At 65.1% G+C, this 19,058-nt stretch carries 19 protein-coding genes and 1 tRNA gene; 15 read left to right on the top strand and 5 right to left on the bottom strand.

Translation table 11 applies throughout. The features are described from left to right. Positions 1-63: 63 nt before the first annotated feature. The 4 genes from topA to ACOOGG_RS08105 are packed head-to-tail and all read left to right on the top strand — an operon-like array spanning position 64 to position 5,854. Positions 64-2,787 (top strand): type I DNA topoisomerase, encoded by a 2,724-nt coding sequence (topA, locus tag ACOOGG_RS08120; RefSeq protein ID WP_420434093.1) that lies wholly within the window; start codon positions 64-66, stop codon positions 2,785-2,787. Positions 2,788-2,824: 37 nt separating this feature from the next. Then, entirely contained in the window at positions 2,825-4,204 is a 1,380-nt protein-coding gene (locus ACOOGG_RS08115) for an MFS transporter (protein ID WP_420434091.1), read from the top strand. Then, positions 4,201-4,803 (top strand): dTMP kinase, encoded by a 603-nt coding sequence (gene tmk / locus ACOOGG_RS08110; RefSeq protein WP_420434089.1) that lies wholly within the window; start codon positions 4,201-4,203, stop codon positions 4,801-4,803. The genes ACOOGG_RS08115 and tmk overlap by 4 nt, the downstream gene beginning before the upstream one ends. Next, positions 4,796-5,854 (top strand): ATP-binding protein, encoded by a 1,059-nt coding sequence (locus tag ACOOGG_RS08105; protein WP_420434087.1) that lies wholly within the window; start codon positions 4,796-4,798, stop codon positions 5,852-5,854. Before tmk ends, ACOOGG_RS08105 begins: the two co-directional genes overlap by 8 nt. Before the next feature lie 29 nt (positions 5,855-5,883). Here ACOOGG_RS08105 and ACOOGG_RS08100 read toward each other — a convergent pair whose 3' ends face one another. Further along, a complete protein-coding gene (locus tag ACOOGG_RS08100) occupies positions 5,884-6,513 on the bottom strand; it encodes an NYN domain-containing protein (RefSeq protein ID WP_420434085.1) in 630 nt (209 codons plus the stop codon). Positions 6,514-6,754: 241 nt separating this feature from the next. On the opposite strand from ACOOGG_RS08100, the gene ACOOGG_RS08095 reads away from it, so the two are divergent. From ACOOGG_RS08095 to ACOOGG_RS08070, 6 genes are all read left to right on the top strand, one after another. Next, positions 6,755-6,827: transfer RNA gene (locus ACOOGG_RS08095), tRNA-Thr, on the top strand. Between the two features lie 284 nt (positions 6,828-7,111). Further along, positions 7,112-7,369, top strand: coding sequence for a DUF433 domain-containing protein (locus tag ACOOGG_RS08090; RefSeq protein ID WP_420434083.1), 258 nt, complete (start codon positions 7,112-7,114; stop codon positions 7,367-7,369). Further along, positions 7,366-7,983, top strand: a complete 618-nt coding sequence (locus ACOOGG_RS08085) for a helix-turn-helix domain-containing protein (protein WP_420434081.1) — start codon at positions 7,366-7,368, stop codon at positions 7,981-7,983. Before ACOOGG_RS08090 ends, ACOOGG_RS08085 begins: the two co-directional genes overlap by 4 nt. An 88-nt stretch (positions 7,984-8,071) precedes the next feature. Next, entirely contained in the window at positions 8,072-8,326 is a 255-nt protein-coding gene (locus ACOOGG_RS08080; protein ID WP_420434079.1) for a type II toxin-antitoxin system RelB/DinJ family antitoxin, read from the top strand. A gap of 6 nt (positions 8,327-8,332) precedes the next feature. Then, positions 8,333-8,599, top strand: a complete 267-nt coding sequence (locus tag ACOOGG_RS08075; RefSeq protein ID WP_420434077.1) for a type II toxin-antitoxin system YafQ family toxin — start codon at positions 8,333-8,335, stop codon at positions 8,597-8,599. A 161-nt stretch (positions 8,600-8,760) separates the two neighbouring features. Beyond that, positions 8,761-9,882 (top strand): amidohydrolase family protein, encoded by a 1,122-nt coding sequence (locus tag ACOOGG_RS08070; protein WP_420434075.1) that lies wholly within the window; start codon positions 8,761-8,763, stop codon positions 9,880-9,882. Positions 9,883-10,254: 372 nt separating this feature from the next. Here the strand turns inward: ACOOGG_RS08070 and ACOOGG_RS08065 are convergent, their stop codons facing one another. From ACOOGG_RS08065 to ACOOGG_RS08055, 3 genes are read right to left on the bottom strand one after another with little or no spacing between them, the layout of a single operon-like run. Continuing rightward, positions 10,255-11,031 (bottom strand): Gmad2 immunoglobulin-like domain-containing protein, encoded by a 777-nt coding sequence (locus ACOOGG_RS08065; protein WP_420434073.1) that lies wholly within the window; start codon positions 11,029-11,031, stop codon positions 10,255-10,257. Between the two features lie 32 nt (positions 11,032-11,063). After that, the gene (locus ACOOGG_RS08060; protein WP_420434071.1) at positions 11,064-11,873 is read right to left on the bottom strand and encodes an enoyl-CoA hydratase/isomerase family protein; all 810 of its coding nucleotides are present in this window, start codon (positions 11,871-11,873) and stop codon (positions 11,064-11,066) included. 9 nt (positions 11,874-11,882) lie between these two features. Further along, complete coding sequence (locus ACOOGG_RS08055) at positions 11,883-13,010, bottom strand: LLM class flavin-dependent oxidoreductase (protein WP_420434069.1); 1,128 nt, start codon at positions 13,008-13,010, stop codon at positions 11,883-11,885. 93 nt (positions 13,011-13,103) lie between these two features. Between ACOOGG_RS08055 and ACOOGG_RS08050 the strand changes: the two genes are divergently transcribed. The 3 genes from ACOOGG_RS08050 to ACOOGG_RS08040 are packed head-to-tail and all read left to right on the top strand — an operon-like array spanning position 13,104 to position 16,230. Continuing rightward, positions 13,104-14,069 carry an alpha/beta fold hydrolase gene (locus ACOOGG_RS08050; RefSeq protein WP_420434067.1) on the top strand — a complete coding sequence of 322 codons (966 nt, stop codon included), beginning with the start codon at positions 13,104-13,106 and terminating at the stop codon, positions 14,067-14,069. Further along, positions 14,069-15,022, top strand: a complete 954-nt coding sequence (locus tag ACOOGG_RS08045; RefSeq protein WP_420434065.1) for an alpha/beta fold hydrolase — start codon at positions 14,069-14,071, stop codon at positions 15,020-15,022. The genes ACOOGG_RS08050 and ACOOGG_RS08045 overlap by 1 nt, the downstream gene beginning before the upstream one ends. Then, positions 15,019-16,230, top strand: coding sequence for a hypothetical protein (locus tag ACOOGG_RS08040; protein ID WP_420434063.1), 1,212 nt, complete (start codon positions 15,019-15,021; stop codon positions 16,228-16,230). The genes ACOOGG_RS08045 and ACOOGG_RS08040 overlap by 4 nt, the downstream gene beginning before the upstream one ends. Positions 16,231-16,281: 51 nt before the next feature. On the opposite strand, the gene ACOOGG_RS08035 is transcribed toward ACOOGG_RS08040, so the two are convergent. Beyond that, on the bottom strand, positions 16,282-17,040 hold the full coding sequence (locus tag ACOOGG_RS08035) for an SDR family NAD(P)-dependent oxidoreductase (RefSeq protein ID WP_420434061.1): 759 nt from the start codon (positions 17,038-17,040) through the stop codon (positions 16,282-16,284). A gap of 58 nt (positions 17,041-17,098) precedes the next feature. Here ACOOGG_RS08035 and ACOOGG_RS08030 point away from each other — a divergent pair, with 58 nt between their 5' ends. Continuing rightward, on the top strand, positions 17,099-18,367 hold the full coding sequence (locus tag ACOOGG_RS08030) for a sulfotransferase family protein (protein WP_420434059.1): 1,269 nt from the start codon (positions 17,099-17,101) through the stop codon (positions 18,365-18,367). Between the two features lie 8 nt (positions 18,368-18,375). Then, the gene (locus ACOOGG_RS08025; protein ID WP_420434057.1) at positions 18,376-19,056 is read left to right on the top strand and encodes a PaaI family thioesterase; all 681 of its coding nucleotides are present in this window, start codon (positions 18,376-18,378) and stop codon (positions 19,054-19,056) included. Positions 19,057-19,058: the final 2 nt, after the last annotated feature.

Below are 19,058 nucleotides of genomic sequence, written 5' to 3'. Positions count from 1 at the left end.
TGTCGCCGCATGGGTTTAGGGTCTGTTTGACAACCACTCCTCCTCACCCCCTACCTTCTCCCCGTGCCCAACGCACTCGTCATCGTTGAATCGCCAGCCAAGGCCAAGACCATCGCGGGCTATTTGGGTACCGGCTATGTGGTGGAGTCCTCCATCGGGCACATCCGCGACCTGCCCAGCAACGCGAGTGAGGTGCCTGCGGCCTATCGCGACGAGTCGTGGTCCCGACTGGGAATCGACGTCGACAACGACTTCAAGCCGCTGTATGTGGTGCCCTCCGACAAGAAGCCCCAGATTCGCAAGCTGAAGCAACTGCTCAAAGAGGCCGACGCGCTCTACCTCGCCACTGACGAGGATCGGGAGGGAGAGGCCATCGCCTGGCACCTGCTCGAAGTCCTGTCTCCCAAGGCCGCGGTGAGCGTGAAGCGCATGGTGTTCCACGAGATCACCCCGTCGGCCATTCAGGCGGCCATTGAATCCCCACGCGACTTGGACCGCCGCTTGGTGGATGCCCAGGAGGCCCGCCGGCTGTTGGACCGTCTCTACGGCTATGAGGTCTCCCCCGTGCTGTGGAAGAAGGTGCTGCCCCGCCTCTCGGCAGGCCGGGTGCAGAGCGTAGCCACCCGGATCGTGGTCGAGCGCGAGCGGGAGCGCATGTCGTTTGCCGCGGCCGACTACTGGAGCCTGAGCGCGCAATTCCGAGTTCTGGGGGAGCTGGAGCCCGGAGACTCTTCGGTCTTCAGCGCTTCGCTGACCGCGGTTGACGGCGCCAAGGTGGCCACCGGCAAGGATTTCAACCGCGACGGCCAACTTCGCAGCCCCGGTGCCGTGCATCTCGACGAAGAGTCGGCCAATGGCCTGGCCCGGGGGTTGGCCGATGCCGATATCGCAGTGCGGTCGGTGGAGGTCAAGCCCTACCGCCGCCGGCCCGCGGCCCCTTTCATGACGTCGACCTTCCAGCAGGAGGCCGGCCGCAAGCTGCGCCTGTCGGCGGCCATGGCCATGAGAGCGGCCCAGTCGCTGTATGAGAAGGGCTACATCACCTACATGCGCACCGACAGCACCACGTTGTCGGACACCGCCCTGCGAGCGGCTCGGGCTGCGGTCTCTGAGCGTTTCGGGGATTCTTTTCTGCCCGATGCGCCCCGCCACTATGCCAAGAAGGTCAAGAACGCCCAAGAGGCCCACGAGGCGATCCGCCCGTCGGGAGACCGGTTCCGCACCCCCGAGGAGGTCGGGGGCCAAGTACCCAAGCTCGAAGCGCAGGTCTACGAGCTGATCTGGCAGCGCACCGTGGCCTCCCAGATGACCGACACCGTGGGGGAGACCGTCCACGTCGACCTTGGCGGGGCAACCGACGATGGGCGCTACGCCGCCTTCTCGGCCGCGGGAACGGTGATCACTCATGAGGGCTTCCGCCGGGTGTACACCGAGGGCACCGACGACGACGCCGACCAGGAGGAAGCCGAGCGGCGGATGCCCGCCTTGGCCGCCGGCGACCCGCTGGCCATCGAAGAGGTGGAACCGGCCGGCCACACCACCCAGCCCCCGGCCCGCTATACCGAGGCCTCGCTGGTGCGCAGGCTGGAAGAGCTGGGAGTCGGGCGCCCGTCCACCTATGCCAGCATTATGAACACCATCGTCGACCGGGGCTACGTGTGGAAGAAGGGCTCGGCATTGGTTCCGTCGTTCACCGCGTTTTCCGTGGTCAGCCTGCTAGAGCAGCACTTTCCCAATCTGGTCGACTACGCATTCACCGCCCGCATGGAGGACGACCTCGACGGCATCGCATCAGGTGACCGCGAGGCCATTCCCTGGCTTAGCCGCTTCTATTTCGGCCCTGCCGACGGCGAGTCCGACGACAAGTCGGCCCACGGAGTGGCCAAGTACGGGCTCCGCACCGCGGTGTCTGACCGCCTTGGCGACATCGACGCCCGAGCGGTCAACTCCATTCCCATCGGCGCCGACGAGAACGATGAGCCGGTGGTGGTGAGGGTCGGTCGTTATGGGCCCTACGTGCAGCGCGGCGAGGAAAGGGCCAGCCTTCCCGAAGACCTGCCCCCCGACGAGCTGACCATGGAGCGCGCCCTGTCGTTCATCACTGCTCCCTCCGGAGATCGCACCCTGGGCGACGATCCCGACAGCGGCTTGCCGGTGGTGGTGCGCACCGGGCGGTTCGGCCCCTATGTCCAAATCGGAGACCAAGACGACAACGGTGGGGAAAAGCCCAAGCGGGCATCTTTGCTGGCGGCAATGCAGTCTGACACGGTCACCCTCGAAGACGCCCTCAAGGTTCTGTCGCTGCCCCGAGTGGTAGGCATCGATCCTGCCGACGACACCGAGGTGGTGGTCCAGAACGGCCGCTACGGACCCTATGTCAGCAAGGGCAAGGAGAACCGGAGCCTCGAGTCCGAAGACCAACTGTTCACCATCACCTTGGAGCAGTGCCTAGAGCTCTTGGCCCAGCCCCGTCGCCGACGGGGGCAAACGGCTAAGCCTCCCCTGCGAGACCTCGGTCCCGATCCGGCCACCGACAAGGCCATGGTGATCAAAGACGGCCGCTATGGCCCTTACGTGACCGACGGCGAGGTGAACGCCTCGCTGGGCAAGGCCGACTCGGTGGAGAACCTCACCTTGGAACGGGCCTCGGAGCTGCTCCAGAGGCGCCGCGACAAAATCGCCGCGGGCGGCGGCAAGACCCCGGTCCGTCGCAAGGCCGCGGCCAAGAAGCCCGCGGCGAAAACGGGGTCGGCGAAGAAAAAACCGTCGCCTCGGTCAGCTTCGTGATCCGGTAGCTACCCTGAGCGGGTGGAGGCGGCCCGGCATGGCTTTTGAAGGGTCGTCCGCGGCGGCCTCGACCTGGGTAGACCGGATTTTCGGCAGCGCCCAGTACTTCCGGCTGTGGATCGCCCAGATCTTCTCCTCCGGCGGCGATTGGCTGGCCTTGTTCGCCATTTTGATCACGGCCGACCGGGTTGGCGGCGGCACCCCGGAGGCGTCGGTGGCCTATGTGATGATCGCCCGCTTCCTTCCCGGTCTCGTTTTCGGCACCGCCGCTGGGGTTCTGGTTGACCGCTGGGATCGCAAGCGGACCATGGTCGTTTGCGACCTCGGGCGGGCCTTCACCCTGCTGTGGTTGCCGTTTGTAGATTTCATCTGGCAGTTGGTGCTGGCCTCGCTGATCCTCGAGGGATTTGCCCTTTTGTGGGCGCCGGCCAAAGAGGCATCCGTTCCCAATCTGGTGCCCCGCGAGAAGCTGACCGGGGTCAACTCCTTGTCGCTGGTCGCCGCCTACGGCACGTTTCCGGTGGCCGCGGGCGTCTCCATCGGCTTGGCCAGCTTGGCCACGGTGATCGAGCGGATCAGCGCCGTCGATTTCCTGCGCATCGACGCCGAGTCGATGGCGTTCTATATCGATGCGGCCACTTTCGCTGCTTCAGCAGCCATCATCTCCCGGCTGGCCCTGCCCCGTGGTCCTCAGGCTGGCAAGCAGTCTGAGGACCAATCCGACGGCACAACCCGGCTGTGGGCGCCAGAGCAGGTGTTCAAAGATCTGCGGGATGGGTGGAGCTACATCTTCATAAATCCCACCGTGCGGACGGTGAACGTGGCTCTTGCCTTTGGCTTGATCGGCGGCGGGATGATCATCCCATTGGGGCCGGTGTTCGCCGAAGACGTGCTAAACGTGGATGGGGGCGACGGGTTCCGCGCCTTCATGGTTGCCTTGGGGATCGGTGTGGCTCTTGGGATCGTCGGCCTCACAGTCAGGCAGAACCGGCTGCACAAGGAGCAGGTTTTCATTGCCGCAGTATTTGGGGCCGGGGCCTGCCTGTTTGTGGCCACGTCGATGTGGACTCTGATCGGATCGTCTCTGCTTGTGGGCGGGCTCGGCGTGTGTGCGGGGACCGTCTATGTGCTCGGAATCACCCTGCTCCAGGAGAGCGCCACCGAGGAATTGCGAGTGCGGGTCTTCGCGGGGCTCTTCACCCTCGTGCGATCGTCGGTGATGCTCGCCCTGCTGCTCGGACCTGCTTTGGCCCTGTTCCTCAATGGGCTTTCCGACAAGTTCTTCGACAAGGATGTGAGCATTCTCGGCTTTGACGTGATCATCCCCGGAGTGCGCCTCACGCTATGGCTGGCGGCGCTCATCATGGTGTCTGCCGGCTTCTTGACCCTGGCCTCAAGAAGAAAGGCCAAGACATGACCGGCCGACTGATCGCATTCGAGGGGGGCGAAACCGTGGGCAAGAGCACGCAGGCGCGGCTGTTGGCCCAGCGCTTGGGGGCACTGCTTACTTTTGAGCCGGGCGCCACCGAACTGGGTGCCCGGATCCGCTCGCTGGTGCTAGACGCCGCCGATCTGTCGCTGTCACCCCAGGCTGAGGCACTGCTGATGGCCGCCGACCGGGCTCAGCACATCGCAGGGGTAATCCGCCCCGCCCTAGAGGCCGGTACCGACGTGGTGACCGACCGCTTTATCGGGTCGTCGCTCGCCTATCAGGGATTCGGTCGGTGTCTGGGGGTCGATGAGATTCTTGCCTTGTCGCTTTTTGCCACCGGAGGACTCCAAAGCGACCTCGTCGTGCTGCTAGAGGTTCCCGTCGAGGCGGCGCTGTCGCGTCAAGCTTCGCCGAGCGATCGGATCGAAGCCGAAACCGCCGAATTCCACCGACGAGTGCTGGAGGGGTATCGGACCCTGGCCGAGCAGCATCCCGAACAATGGGTGGTGGTCGACGGAAACCGGCCGGTGGATAAGGTGGCCGATGCGGTGTATTCCGCGGTCAGCGAGCGGCTCGGTGACTGACGCGCTGGCTGGGGCTGCCGAAGCGGTTGACGATGTTTGGGCTGGCTTGGTGGGCCAGCCCAGAGCGGCCGAGATTCTGTCGTCAGCAGCGGCGCAGCCGGTCCACGCGTACCTGTTCTGCGGCCCTCGGGGCACGGGTAAGCGCACCGCCGCGTTGGCGTTTGCCGCATCGCTGATCGGGGTCGATTCTCGCAGCCGCCGTCTGGCCGCGGACGGTCGCCATCCCGACGTGTCCATCCACGAGCCCGAAGGCCGCACCCTGCGCGTGTCCGAGGCTGACGAGATCATCTTCGAGGCGTCCCGCAGCCCAGTAGAAGGGCCCCTCAAAGTGATCGTCTGCGACCGGTTCCACACCGCGGAGCCCGAAGCGGTGGCGAGCCTGCTCAAGACCATCGAGGAACCGCCTCCCACCGCGGTGATCGTGCTGTTGAGCGAGGAGATCCCCCCCGATCACACCACCGTGGCCTCCCGCTGCGTGATCGTGGAGTTCGATCCGGTACCCGACGAAGACTTGCGCCGCATCCTCGAGCACGAGGGGGCGAAGCCCGAGGATCTGGACCACATCGTGGTTGCCGCCGCGGGCGACCTGAGCCGGGCTCGGCTGCTGGCCGCCGACGAGGGCCTCGGCGCCCGCCGGCAGGCATGGGCTGCCGCTCCGGCCCGCCTCGACGGCACCGGGACCACAGTGTCGGCGCTGGTCGACGAGCTTCGGGGACTCATCGACGAGGCGCAAGCCCCGCTGGCTGCTCGCCAACAGACCGAGACCGACGAATTGGCCCGCATCGAGGCCGAATTGGGCGCTCAGCGCCGTCTCAGACGGGAGATGGACTCCCGCCACCGCCGAGAACAGCGGCTGCTGCGAGCCGACGAGCTTCGCTTCGGCCTGGCCACCCTGGCCGCCTTCTACCGCCGGCAGATGGCCGACGACCGCCACACCCAGGATGCAGTCACCGCCATCAACCGCATCCGCGACGCCCACGCCTGCCTGGTCCGCAACCCCAACGAACCCCTCCTTCTCCAAGCCCTTTTCCTGTCTCTCCCTCGACAATAGGGTTGGTAGCTGCCCACAAGCTCAAGAATCTACGGCTCGGAGAGATAGTCGGTGTCGTCACGTACAAGGTCGAAGAGGCTCTTATCGAGATAGTGGTTCCAAATGTTGCGGCCAGGAATCCGCAGTGGGCCACGGGACAACCCCGGCGTACCCCAAGTCGTCGTTTCTACGCGCTTGCCAACGCTTGCCGCGTCTTCAAGGGCGGGTAGCAGGTCTGTATCAGCGGAGGCGACAACAGCCACTTCGTAGCCGTTGCTGCGTGCCCCGATTGAGATGTCCAGGGCCATCATCACGTCGATACCCTTCTCCCGTGCTACCCATTCAAGTTTGCTGCCAAGCTTGGAGACACGGTGATATCTCAAAGGCCTTGTGTGGACCGTGACCCCCCGTTGCTGCCTCCAACTCGCAACTTGTCTGTCAAATGACTTGCTGAGCCTTATGCCGCTGCGGCTGTCGGGTTGGCCTCGATACACTTGTACCCCAGCTAGTTTGCGTCCCGGATCCTTTTCATACCCGAGTCGGCACAGGAGTTCGCCAAGTCGGAGAGGATCAATGCTTCCTAGCCATGGCGCTGCCTTACCGGATGCGAAAAACAGGTCTCGGGCACAGTGGTAGACGTTCTGATAGTCGATGAATACTGCGACTCTGGTGTCGGACATAGACCTACAGGGTTCTGGACAAAAAAATAGCCCCGCCATGCCCTGCGGAGCAGGCCAGGCGGGGAAGATTGACCACAGACTATCGGCGATGGTGTGGACACACAACCACATTCGCTGGTTCGCACATCAACCGAATCCGCGACGCCCACGGGTGCCTGGTGCGCAACCCCAGCGAACCCCTCCTCCTCCAAGCCCTTTTCCTGTCTCTCCCCGCCAATAGGGCTGGTATCCTGACCGCCGCGCCCGAGTAGCTCAGTCGGCAGAGCAATTCATTCGTAATGAATAGGTCAGGAGTTCGATTCTCCTCTCGGGCTCCGCGAAACCACCGCCAGACAGCGCTGCGACCTGGGTAGGGGATGTAAAGCTGTCATTACCGCCACTACTCTGATCTTGTGGCGGCGGCCTCTTCGCTCTCGGGCACTGGTACGGACTTTTACCTGGATCGGGGCATCTACGATGTCGCGGAAGTAGCCCGCCTCGTCCGTTGCCCCCGGTACAGGGTTGAGGGATGGACCCGGACCGGCTCGGATAGGGATCCGTTGCTGAGGTCGAAAGCTGGGTCGATGTGGGATTGGGAGGCCAGCAAGCCTTCCAAGTTGTGGTGGAACCACTTCTCCAGCCGATCAGTTTCGACGAGTCGGGCATGGCCACGATTTGGCGACCGCACACCTGTGTGTGGATCAACCCCGAAGTGCAGGCAGGCACACCTTGTGTGGACGGCACTCGGATTCCCACCGGGACACTGGCTGATCTACATGATGCTGGACTGGAGTTTGAGGACTTGTCGGACGACTACCAGCTTTCCATTGGGCAGGTAAGAGCCGCTATCGGCTATGAGGACAGCTTGGCTGCGTGAGCCCCCAACTCCCAGCACAGAACACCGCCACTCTCACATACCAAGACCGAAAAAAGGTGGACACATCAGGGGACCAAAAAAGGGTTCGGCTAGTATATCTGTTCGGATATACTGAAGGAGTGAATCCTGTGCGAGCTATCCGTACGGTAGCTGGTTTGCCCCAGCGGTCATTGGCTGATGCAGCTGAGACATCCCAGCCCACTGTGGCTGCTTATGAGAGCGGGGCAAAGAGTCCCACCTGGCGCACGGTGGAGAGGATGGCGAGTTCTGTGGGCCTCGCGTGCTATCCGGCGGTCGGAACGCCCTTCACCCGCGATCAGGCGAGAAGCCTGGAACTCCATGCCGCGATTGCAAAGGTATTGAGGGCTCGTGGATCCGTGGTCGTCGAGACTGCCCGGCGAAATATCTCGCGGATGCGGTCGATGAACCCCCACGCGTCTCCGCTCTTGGATGAATGGGAGCGGATTCTCGAAGGAACAACTGACCAGATCGTTGCCCGCATACTCGACCCCAGTGAGCACGGTCGCGATCTCCGCCAGGTCACTCCCTTTGCCGGAGTGCTATCTCCAGCACAACGCGCCGCTGTCTACAGATCGTTCCGAAATTCAGGATGAATCGCTGGTCCACCTGCCCCAAGGGATCCCGTCGCTGCCTATGTTCCTCGATTGGGGAACAGATAGGCTTGCGATGGGAGGTGCAGTCGTGGCTAAGACCGAGATGATTCGGGCCCGGGTGGAACCGGAGCTAAAGCGCGAGGCTGAGGAAGTGCTTGGAGAGTTGGGCATGTCCGCAACAGAGGCGATCACCTTGTTCTATGCGCAGGTGGCCATGCAGCGGGGGTTGCCGTTCGACGTGAGAATTCCCAACGCCGAAACCGCCGAGGCGCTGCATCAGGCCCAAACCGGTACCGATCTTGGGGAGTACCTGACGCTAGAGGATCTCAAGGCCGAGGCGTAGTCGCCGGTGCGACTGCTTACCACAACCCGCTTCGAAAGAGACCTCAAGCGGGCCAACAGGCGACGCAAGGATTTGGACAAGCTTTGGGGGGTCGTCCGGACACTGCAATCGGGCGAAGACCTCCACGTTCGCTATAGGCCCCATCGCCTTTCTGGCCAGTGGTCGTCGTTTTGGGAATGCCACATCGAACCGGATTGGCTGTTGATATGGGGCTACCGAGACGATGCGCTTGTGTTGGCTAGAACCGGGACGCACGCTGATTTGTTCGGCTAGGGGGATAGCTGATTTTCGAATCTCCCATACTGGACATAGATGACCGGGTTCGGTTGCGACCCGTCCACCAGCCTTACGGGGAGCATGGTTAGGGCGGAGAGGCTGCCGTCTACGGCCACACCAGCAGGCCAATCACGCTTGAACAGTATCCTGGTCGGTCCATGCTGCCTGCCGATGTGAAGCCCATCTCGGTCGATGACCACGTCATCGAGCCGCCCAATCTGTGGCAGAGCAGGTTGCCGGCTGCATATCGCGACCAGGGGCCCCGGGTGGTGGAGTTGGAGAACGGCACCGAGGCCTGGCTGTATGAGGATCAGGTGATCCAAACGGTGCGGGGCAATACCCGCACGCTGCCCGGTTTCGACAGCGACCCCCTCGGCGTGGCCCGGTTCAGCGAGATGCGCCCCGGCTGCTACGACCCGAAGGCCCGACTTGGAGACATGGACCTCGACGGCATCTGGGCCCAGGTCAACTTCCCCGACTTCAGCCGGTTCGCCGGCCATCGGTTCGTGGTGAGCCACGACTTCGATCTGGCCGCGCTGTGCGTGCGGGCCTACAACGACTTCATCTTGGAGGAGTGGTGCGCCACCGATCCCCGGAGGCTGATTCCCCTGATCGTGGTGCCGCTCTGGGATCCGGTGGCCGCCGGCGACGAGGTGCGGCGCACCGCGGCGATGGGCGCTCGGGCGGTGGCCTTCTCTGAGAACCCCACCACCTTGGGGCTGCCGTCGGTGTTCACCGACCATTGGGAGCCTCTGTGGGCCGCGGTGGACGAGGTCGGGCTGGTGGTGTGCCTTCATATCGGCTCGTCGTCCAAACTCATCAAGTCGTCCGACGACGCCCCGCCGTGCACGATATTGCCCTATGTGGGGGCCAACTCCATGATCGCCTGCTCCGACTGGCTGTTCTCCGGCATCTTGGACCGCCACCGTTCCATTCAGGTCGCCTTTTCCGAGGGCGGCGCCGGATGGGCGCCCTATCTGTTGGAGCAGTCCAGTGACGTGTTCGAGAACTTCCGGGTGCAGCTCCCCGCCGAGCGCCCCCCTAGGGAGACCTTCGCCGAGCACATGACGGTGTGCATGCTGCGCGACGACACCGCCATCGCCGCTCTCGACGTGATCGGCGAGGACAACATCACCTGGGAGTCCGACTACCCCCACGAGTCCACCCTGTTCCCTCACAGCATGGAATCCCTCGCCCACACCACCGCCCCCATGACCGAGGACGCCGCCCGCAAGTTCGCCGAAACCAACGCCCGCAGGTTGTTCAAGATCGGCGCTTGATCCACAGAGCCGGAAGTAGTGTGATTCCGCATAATCATGAGGAGAACGTGGAAGCGGAGGTGTGTGGCATTGATAGTTGGTCGTATGCAGCCTATCGCGCGCGGCAGCAGCCGCCTCCCCCGTGCCGGGCTGAACGCGTTCGTCTAGCACGCCGACTCGTCCGAGAATCTTGGGGTCAGGCGATCGCAAAAACTAGGGTTTTGTAGCCGTAATTCTTGTGACCTCGAGCCTCAGGCCGGGTTCGTCACGCAAGTGTTGGCCGGCTTCTCGCCGGCACCGATCAGCAGCTCAGCGATCACCGGCTGGCAGTCATGCCAGGACCTTCTGATCGGCGCTTGGGGTAGGCGTAGACGCGCAGAAGACTGGGGACAGCTAAGAGCCGTCCACCAGCCTTACGGGAAGCATGGTTAGGGCGGAGAGGCTGCCGTCTACAGCTGAATCGGTGTAGCCGGTCAAGGTTGCCCAGTTGCCGGAGGCGGGTCGCTGGTTGAAGGGGAGCTCGGCTCTGAACGGGAGATTTACGCCCAGCGCTCCCCCTTGGGCTAGGGCCAGGCCCAACAGGCCGTCCTGGTCTTCGATTTGGAGCACGATCGTGCCCTCGAAGCCCTGCCCTTCCCCTGTGACAACGGTCCCACCGGCCAACAGCTCGCCCATCGGAGGTGATTCCACCACGATGTCGTCCGACTGGGCGCTGATCACCACCCAGGCCAGCGAGCCGTCGCCAAGTTGAACTTGCTGCATATGAATGGTGGTGGCCACCCCGAACGGCGACCCGTCCTCGGCCAGCCTGGGTATCTCGGCGGTGGCGCTTGTGTCGTATTGGACGGCCGGACGAGGCTCTGCCGCCCTTTCTCCGAGAGCCACTTGCCGAGCGAAGCCCGCCGCCGCCTCATCAGGGGTGCGCGGCCACGCCTCAGGCACAAAAGTGGGCCACACCAGCAGCTCTGGGAAGGGGATAGCGGTGGGTTCGGGGGTAGCGGTTGGAGTAGCCGGCATCGGTGATGGCGTTGGCGTCGGGATTGCCACCGCTGGAACCTCATCCAGGTCCACGGTCTCCACCGGGACCGCTTCAGGCTCCTCTGAATCGCCGCCACAAGCGGCCATTACGAAAACAGCAGCAAACAGTACGGACCAAATCCGACGGATCACCCTCGAACAGTATCCTGGTCCGCCCAGGCTGCCTATCGATTGGGTTCGCGTCCGAAGCGCTCCATCGACTTCTCGAACTCGTCCCGCGTGGAGAACACAGCCACCCGGTCGAACTGCCGCTGAATGTTCCGGTCGGTCACGTCGGCGTAGACGTCCACCGCCATCTTGGCCAGTCCCAGCGCCTCGGTGGGCAGCGACATCAGGTGACGGCAGAACGCGTACACCTCGTCCATCAAAGACTCGGCCGGATACACCCTGTGGACCAGCCCGATCGCCTTGGCTTCTTCAGCGTCGACCTCCATGATGGCCATCGCCATCCACTTGGCCCAGCTCGGACCGATCAGCCGGGTCAGCCTGCTGGTGCCCCCGCTACCGGCGATGCTCCCCAACTTCACCTCCGGCAACAAAAACGACGCCTCCGGGGTGCAGAACCGGAAGTCAACTGAACCCGCCATCTCCACCCCCGCCCCCAGGCAGCGCCCCTGGATGGCCATGATCACCGGCTTCTCCACCGCCTCCATCTCGTCGTAGAGCAAGTGGTGGCTGCGGTAGTCCCGCCGGAAGTTCCACCCCGGGTGCTGCTCCATGGTCTCTGGGTCGCCTGGTCGGTTTCCCGCCGGGCTGGAGATGTCCTGTCCGGCGGTGAAGTAGCGGCCCTTGGCGGTGATGACCATGCAGCGCAGGTCGTCGCGGTCGCCCAGTGCCAGCACCGCCTCCCACAGCGACGCGCTCATGTCGTGGCTGATGGCGTTCAGCTTGTCGGGACGGTCGAGGGTGACCGTGATGATGCCGTCGTCGATGTCGATGACGGCGTTGGGGTGGCCCGCAGGAGCCTCAGCCATGGTGCAACCTTAGGCGGCGGCCTCCCGCAGCCGGGTGGTGCGGTGTACCGGATCGGTGTCGATCTTGGGGATCACATGCTTGCCCAACAGCTCAATGGTCTTGAGGTCGTCGGCTCGCTCGCTGGAGCCCATGCCGAACACGAGTTGGTCGGCCCCCGCGTCGGCCCAATCCTGGGCACCCTTAAGCGCCTGGTCGGGGTCGCCCATCACGCTGCCCGGCTGGCCGACGCCTTCCCACAGCTCCTCAGCGGAAGGCATGGGAATGGTCTGGGGCCACGGCGGCACCCACTCGGGGCGGGGGAAGGTGTCGTGGTAGCGGAACACGTTGGACTGGAGGTAGGTCATCGATGACCGCAGCGCGTGGTCCACCGCGCCCTGGTCGGTCTCGGCCACGAACGCCCCGGTGGTCACCATGAGGTTGTCGTTCACAAACGCCCCCACCGGCTCGGCGTTGACGATGTCGCGCTTGTAGGCCTCCAGCACCGGGGCCAGCTCGTCGAGGGCCCCCACCGAGAAGCCGAGCACGCCGAGGCCCTTGCGGGCGGCCATGGCGTAGCTGGTGACGTTGCCCGCCGCGTACCACATGGCGGGATGGCCCTTGCCCCACGGCTTGGGGAGAACCTTGCGGGGCGGAAGCGACCAGAACTTGCCCTCGTAGCCCTCGTAGGTGTCCTGGGTCCACATCTTGGCGAACTCGCCGATCACGTCTTCCCAGATCTCCTTGGTGTGGGAAGTGTCGGTGATGCCCTCCTTGTGCAAGAACCCCAATATCTCATGGCTGCCGGCGCCCCGGCCGGTGCCGAACTCGAACCGGCCCCCGGAGAGGTGGTCGAGCATGGCCACCCGCTCGGCCACCTTGGCCGGGTGGTTCACCTGGGGCAGCGGGTTGAAGATGCCCGACCCGATGTGGATGCGCTCGGTGGCATGCGCCAGATACCCGGCGATGGCATCGTTGGCCGACATGTGGGAGTACTCGTCGAGGAAGTGGTGCTCGGGCAGCCACACGTACTTGAACCCGGCCTTGTCGGCGGCGATCACCAGATCCAATTCCTCCATGAATGCCTTGTGTTCGGCATCGGGGTCGTTTTCCCGGCGATGCTGGGGCACGTACCCCTGGATGAAAAGTCCAAACTCCATGTCGGCCTCTCTATCAGGTTGCGATTGGCTGGTATTTCCTAGCATCCCGCTCGCCTCAGGGCCTAAGAGCGCCAGCGAATAGGCTGCCACACCGTGCCTCCCATCCGACCCGATCAGCCAGCCACGCCACCCGCCGATGCCTTCACCATCTACCGGGCCCCTGTCGACGGCGACCTGTCGCTGGCCTACATCCGCGAGGGAGTGGGCGGGTACCCCTTGGTGCTGGTCCACGGCTACCCCGAGACCAAGCGCATCTGGTGGCGCAACATCATCCCGCTGGTCGAGGCCGGCTATGAGGTGATCGTGCCCGACCTGCGGGGCTACGGCGACTCCGACCTGTCCGACAACGACCAGTACGACCTGGTGCTGTACTCCCGGGACATCCACACTCTGGTGCACGACGTGCTCGGCCACGAGAAGGTCGGACTGCTGGGCGGCGACGTGGGCGGCGCGGTGATCGTCGACATGGCCAACCGCTGGCCGGAGTTCGTTGAGCGGATGGTGTTCTTCAACACCGTGGCCCCCTTCATCGTCGATGAGGTGGACTGGTACACCGAGCGAGGCTTGTCGCTGAACCCGCTGCCCCATGGACCCACCGGCGACTACCGCATCCGCCAGGGCCGCGACCCCGATCAGCTCCGAGCTGACCTCGACACCCCCGAGCGGTGCCGACGCTATGTGCGCGACTTCTACGAGCACCGGCTACTGGCCTCGCAATACTCCTTCGAGGAGGACGACTACGACTTCATGACCGAGCCGTTCGCCGACCTGGAGCGGCTGGCCTCGGGCTGGTCGGTGTACCAACTTGAGTACGGCCGGCCGATGAGCGAGCCGCCCATGATGGGCACCCAGGTGCAGGTCCCCACGCTCATCTTGTACGGTCCCGACGACCAGGTGGTGCCCAAAGACTTCCCCAAGCGCTGCGAGATCGCCTTCGCCAACCGGGTGGGGCCGGTGGTGATCCCCGAGTGCGGCCACTTCCTCCAGTGGGAGCGGGCCGACGTGTTCAACGAGCTGGTCAAGTATTTCTATGCCGATCTGCGGGAGGGGCGAAGCTGATGCACCTCAACGAGTTCGCCTCCACCGCTGAGCCGCTTGACATGACGGCCACCGCCGAGTTCGAGAGCCTGTGTGCCAGCGCGGCCGACCTCGGCATCGTCCACGGCTCTGACATCTCCTATGTGTCCCGCAACATCGTGGCCCGCCACCACCGCTTCCACTTTTCGGAGTGGGGTAGCGCTGACGCCCCCACCGTGCTGCTGTTGCACGGCGGCAACCAGTCGGCCCACTCCTGGGATCTGGTCAGCCTGGCATTGGCCGACCGCTACCACGTTCTGGCCCTCGACCAGCGGGGCCACGGCGACAGCGAGTGGGCCCGCGACGCCGACTATTCCTCGGGGGCCATGGCCGCCGACGCCGTCGCCTTCTGCGCCGCGCTGGGGGTGGCCGACCCCATCATCATGGGCCACTCCATGGGGGGCATGAACACCATGCGGCTTACCCTCGACCACCCTGAGCTGGCCAAGGCCATTGTGCTGGTGGACATCGGCCCCGAGATCTCCGAGGTCGGCACCCAGGTCATCCGCACGTTCGTCACTGAGAACCGGGAGTTCCAAGACTTGGACGATTTCGTGGCCGCAGTTCAGAAGTACGACCCGTACCGCACCCGCGAGCACATCGAGCGGACGGTCAAGTACAACCTGCTCCAGCGGGTGGACGGCACCTACATATCCAAGGTGGATCACGGCCCTCGGCTGGCCCACGGCGCCGAGCACCGCCGGGCCGGCGATCGCTTCACCATGGAAGACGCCGAGCGCATCGCCCAGCCGGTGTTGCTGGTGCGAGGCGCCGACTCCTGGGTGCTCACCTCCGATGCCGCCGAGCGGTTTGCCGACGCCCTGCCCCACGGCACGCTGGTGAACGTTCCCGATTGCAGCCACAATGTCCACGGCCAGAACACCCCGGGTTTTCTGGCCGCGGTAGAGCCGTTCTTGGCAAGCTTCACGCCATGAGCGACATCGGAGCAGCGGTTGAGGCCGGGGACACCATGAGCGACATTGGTACCGCCATCGAGGCCTGGGATGAGTGGTGCGAACTGCTCAAGCGCATGGGCCGTGAAGTGGTCGCCCCGCCCTATCCCACCGACGGCGGCGGCGATCTTGAGATGCTCGAGCACCTGGCCGACAACGTGGAGGCGTTCTTGGGCTGGGAGGTGTTCCACGCCGACCCCTCCCGCCCGTTCTTCAATCGCCAGAACGACCTGACCGTGCAGTGGGGCGGCCCCAACGCCGACAACGTGTACCGCCATGCCCGCATCGAGCCCGGCCGCCGCTACCGGATCACCGGCAAGATGCACGGCTGCGACGACTTCATCCTGGCGCTGCGGGCCGGTTTCATGCACAACGACGTCTGGGGCACCAAGGCCACCGTCACCGCCCACGACCTCGGCCTCGGCCGCCACGACGACATCGAGATCTTGCTGGGCGGAGACGAGCCCGGCGCGGTGGCCATCCCCGACGGAGTGCTCTCGGCGTCGATCCGGGAGTACTACTTCGACTGGACCGCGGATGAGCCCGCCTTCTTCACCATCGAGTGCCTCGACCCCGAGCCCGCTCCCTTGCTCGACGGCACCACCTTTGCCAACCGGGTGCGCCGGGCCATGATGCAGATGACCGACTCCATCGAGCGCTGGAACGCCTACATGGTGATGAACCGGGCCGAACGCATCGACAACAGCTTTACCAACCGCACCCTGGAGGTGTCCAAAGGCCTGTCCATGGCCCGCTACGAGTTCTGCTTCTGGGATTTGGAGCCCGACCAGGCCCTGATCGTGACCGCCCAGGTGCCCGAGGCCCACTACTGGGGGGCCCAGCTCTACATGATGGGCACCTTCGAGCTGGTCGACACCTACGCCCATATCTCGTGTCGCAACCAAACCCAGACCACGGTCGACTCTGACGGCAAAGTGCGCTATGTGGTGTGCGGCACCGACCCTGGCGCCGCCAACTGGCTCGACAACGCCAACCGCCGCAACGGCCTCTGCACCCTCCGCTGGTTCTGGCCCACCGGCGACCAAGCCATGACCCCTACCACCCAAGTCGTCGACTTGGCCGACGTGGCCGCCGCCCTTCCCGCCGATCATCCCGCCGTGATCCTTCCTGACCGGGCTGCCGACCTAGCCACCCGCCAAGCCCACCTCCGACATCGCTTCAGGACCTGAGCAGCAGTACCAAGTAGCTGCTCAGCGCGGTTCGTGATCAGCTTGCCTTTATCAGGGCCGCATCAAGCCGCCGCCGTCCACTTGGAAGGTCTCGCCGGTCACGTACTGGCTGGCATCGGACAGCAAGAACCCGATCACCGGGGCGATGTCGGTCACCGGATCCCCGTCACGCCCCATGGGATGGTTGTCGAACAGGGCCTTGTAGGCGGCCAGACGGTCGGGGTCGTCGTCGGGCGGCGCCCGGTGGGCCACTGACGCCGGGTTCACGCAGTTCACGGTGATGCCGTCGCGGCCCCATTCCCGGGCCGCGGTGCGGGTCAGCGAGCGAATTGCCTCCTTGGCTGCCCCGTAGGGTCCGAAGCCCGGTCCGCCGGTGATCCCCACGTTGGTGCCGAAGGTGATGATGCGGCCCCGGCCCTTGGCCGCCATGTGGGGGTGTACTGCCTGCATGAACCACAGCGTGCCCTTGGGGCCGGTGTCGAACAGCACGTCCATGTCCGACTCGTCCACATCCAACAGCGGCATGGTGGGACGGAACGACTGGGCGTTGGCCACCAGCCCGCCCACTGTGCCCCATCGCTCCACCGTCCGGTCCACCACCTCGTTGGCATGATCCTGGCTGCCCACCGACCCGGGCACCGCCAGCACGTCGCCGCCCCGCTCCCGCAGTTCAGCCGCGGTGGCCTCGATCCGCTCAGGCTTGCGGCTGGTCACCGTCAGCTTCACACCCTGGTCCACCAGGTACTCGGCGATGCCCCGGCCGATGCCCTTTGAGGCCCCGGTGACGATTACGACCTGCCCTTCCAGCATCGCCTGAGCGTACTGTTCTATGTGATGCAATCCCGCTTCCGCCCACGGAGCGCCAGACATGAGCTGGACTCCTGATCCCCGGCCCGACTGGGTGGCCGCCGTCAACCGGGGCGACGCCGGTCCGGTGGTAGACGAGGCCCGCCGCCCTTTCGACCCCGACCTGCTGATGGCCGAAGCACTTGTCCGCCAGGGCCGAACACCCGACGACCGGGCCGCATTGGGCGACGACGACTTCGTCGAGCCCCTCACCCTGTTTTGCCGTGGACTGGAGCACGAGGCCGACCTAACCGTCATGGGCCGCTGGATGTCGCGGCGTATGATCCTGCGCCTTTTGGAAGTCCGCATCCAGCTCAACGACTACCTGGACGCCGACCCCGGCACCCTGGACGAGCCCATCGACGAGCCAATCTTCGTGATCGGCGCTCCTCGCACCGGCACCACCGTCATTCACGGCGTGCTGGCCCAAGACCAGGCTCATCGCGCCCCTGAGGGCTGGGAGCTGCTCCGCCCGGTGCCCCCGCCCCACCCCGAACCCGACATCCGGGCCGCCGACCCCCGCATCGCCCTGGCCGGCGCCGAATTGGTCATGCCCCAGACGGTGGCCAGCGGCATGCTGGCTATCCACGAGTACTCCGGGCGCATGTTCAAGGAGTGCCTGTCGGCCATGTCCTTCGAGTTCCGCTCAGAGGAGATGGTCAGCCGCACCGACGTGCCCACCTACCAGGGGTGGTATGACACGGCCGATCTGCGCCCCGCCTACCGCACCCATCGCAAGGTGCTCCAGGTATTGCAGCGACGGATGCCCACCCGCCGGTGGGTGCTCAAGTCGCCAGCCCACCTCCAGGGCCTGCCCGCCCTGCTGGAGGTGTTCGACGACGCCCGCTTTGTGATCACCCACCGCGACCCCACCGCCATCTTGCCCTCGGTCACCAGCCTCATCGCCACCATGCGCTGGGCCCACTCCGACCGGGTGGACTTCGCCGCCATCGGCCACTACCACCTCGAGCTCTACGGCCGCAGCCTCGACAACCTCATCGACCTCATCGACTCGGGGCGCCTGCCCCCCGACCGCACCGCCCAAGTACCCCACCGCCTGGTCAGCACCGACAAGCTGGTCGCCGCCCGCTCGGTCTATGAGCAGCTCGGTATGAATCTGGCCCCAGAAACCGAGGCAGCAATAGCCGACTACGCCGCCGCCACCCCGCCCGGCAAACACGGTGAGCACCGTTACCAATTCGAAGACCTCGGGCTCACCCGAGCCGAGGTCCGGGCCCGCTTCGCCCGCTACATCGACCGTTTCGACATCCCGGTGGCCGACCATGATTGATCAAGGCAGTGGCTGACCAAGAGCACCCCGAGACCGCCTCGGCCTATCGGCTGGCCGAGTTGCTGGGCGACTTGCCCCACCCCGACGACTTCGGTCCCGAGGCCTACGAGCTGGTGGAGCGCACCCGCGATCTGGTGGCTGCCGTGTCGGCCAACGACGCCGATCCCGCCACCCGGGCCGAGATCGCCCAAGCCCTGGCCGAGATCACCGAGCGGCTGCGGGCCGCAGCCCGTGATCCCCACATTGTGGTGGCCAAAGACCACGACGGCACCGTCTACAACCTCACCCAGGCCGGTTCGGGCCTGCTCAACCCCCACGCCCCCCGGCTGATCTTCGACCCGGTCCCCCTGCCCGACCCCACAGCCGAGCCCCTGCCGGTGGAGATGCGGGCCACCGTAACCCTCACCGAAGCCCACTCCGGCCCACCCCACCGGGCCCACGGCGGCGTGGTGGCCACCATCCTCGACGAAGCCCTGGGCACCGCCGCCACCCGAGCCGGCGCCACCGGCCTAACCGCCGGCATCAACATCCGCTACAAAACCGGCACCCCTCTCCACACCCCGCTAGAAGTCACCTGCCGCTACTCCCACACCGACGGCCGCAAACACATCGCCACCGGAGAGATAAGAGCCGGCGAAACCATCTGCGCCACCGCCGAAGCGATCTTCATTACTGAGTCGCGGACATAGGC

Origin of the sequence: Candidatus Poriferisocius sp., assembly GCF_965214065.1 — a bacterium.
Classification (GTDB): Bacteria; Actinomycetota; Acidimicrobiia; order Acidimicrobiales; family Bin134; genus Poriferisocius.
This window is presented reverse-complemented; position numbering and strand designations above follow the sequence as displayed.